The 1,138-nt window shown below is 57.0% G+C and carries 2 protein-coding genes and 1 tRNA gene; all 3 read left to right on the top strand.

Going from position 1 to position 1,138, the window contains the following annotated elements:
• Nucleotides 1–486: hypothetical protein (locus NKJ64_RS30440; protein ID WP_352463829.1), on the top strand; the 486-nt coding region annotated here is incomplete at its 5' end.
• Nucleotides 448–538: transfer RNA gene (locus tag NKJ64_RS30435), tRNA-Ser, on the top strand. The genes NKJ64_RS30440 and NKJ64_RS30435, both read left to right, overlap by 39 nt.
• 146 nt (nucleotides 539–684) lie before the next feature.
• Nucleotides 685–1,032: a GIY-YIG nuclease family protein gene (locus tag NKJ64_RS30430; protein WP_502902899.1), complete on the top strand. Its 348-nt coding sequence runs from the start codon at nucleotides 685–687 to the stop codon at nucleotides 1,030–1,032.
• Nucleotides 1,033–1,138 lie beyond the last annotated feature (106 nt).

Below are 1,138 nucleotides of genomic sequence, written 5' to 3'. Positions count from 1 at the left end.
AAAGTTAAAAAACGGGTCTGGGTATTCTTTGCTGAAGGACAGCGTTCCCTGCCCCATCCCCACTACCGAAAAAGATGCGCACCGCGCCGCTCCTTCGAAATCGACATTACCCATGAGGCGGCGGCGTTCAACCACGATCGTACAGGCAAAAGGGCTATGCGGGCGCTATCCCCATGCGTTGTTGCACAAATGACACGATTTGGCCTCAGTCAGAAAGCTCTCATTAACTATCGAAGGGCCCGCAAGCCTTATCCAGCGCCGCGCAATGCGGCCGAATCCGGCGATGGCCGGCCAGAATTGCGGCCATGTCGCCGACTCGCCAGCCAGGGAACTGCCGTAGAATCGCCGCATGCAAAAGGCGCCGCTGCGGCCGAATGCGGATTTTTCAACGATTATCGCGCCGGCTTGTTGATTGTGCCGGCGCTTTTCTCTATCCAGCGGCGCAACGGAGAGGTGGCCGAGTGGTCGAAGGCGCTCCCCTGCTAAGGGAGTAGAGGTCAAAAGCTTCTCGTGGGTTCGAATCCCATCCTCTCCGCCATCCTGCTTCGCTCTTCGAGCTTCGCAGGACAAGCCCAACCCTCAGCGCGAAGCATGCCCTCCGAAGCCTTGGCGTAGGAGGGCCGGACCGTGTGGTGTGCTACCTGCCGTACAGCGTAAGCCCAGAGAATCCCTTGCAAAATTCGATTGGTCCTGCTTCGCCCTTCGAGCTTCGCAGGACAAGCCCACCTCAGCGCGAAGCAGGATGGCGGAGAGGATGCCCTCCGAAGCCTTGGCGTAGGAGAGCAGCTCACGTGGTATGTGTATCTTCTGGAGAGTACGGCTGCGGAAGGCGAACGCTATATCGGCATAACGACGGACCTGAAACGGCGGCTTGTCGAGCACAATGCGGGGAAATCCAGCCATACATCCAAGTTTCTGCCGTGGCGGATCGTCAGCTATATGGCCTTTTCGAACCAGGCCAAGGCAGCTTCATTCGAGCGCTATCTCAAATCCGGTTCAGGGCATGCTTTCGCCAACAAGCCCCTGTGGTGATGGCCGCATCACCTGCCGCAAAGGTCCATCTTTTCAATAAACTTCAACAATAACAATTGGTTACAGCGAAAACGCTTGTCGCCGGCTTCACTATCTTGTTCGATTC

It is taken from the genome of Mesorhizobium sp. M0062, from assembly GCF_040323125.1.
Taxonomy (GTDB): Bacteria; Pseudomonadota; Alphaproteobacteria; order Rhizobiales; family Rhizobiaceae; genus Mesorhizobium.
Note: the sequence above shows the minus strand (reverse complement) of the source record. Positions and strands in the feature narration are given on the sequence as shown.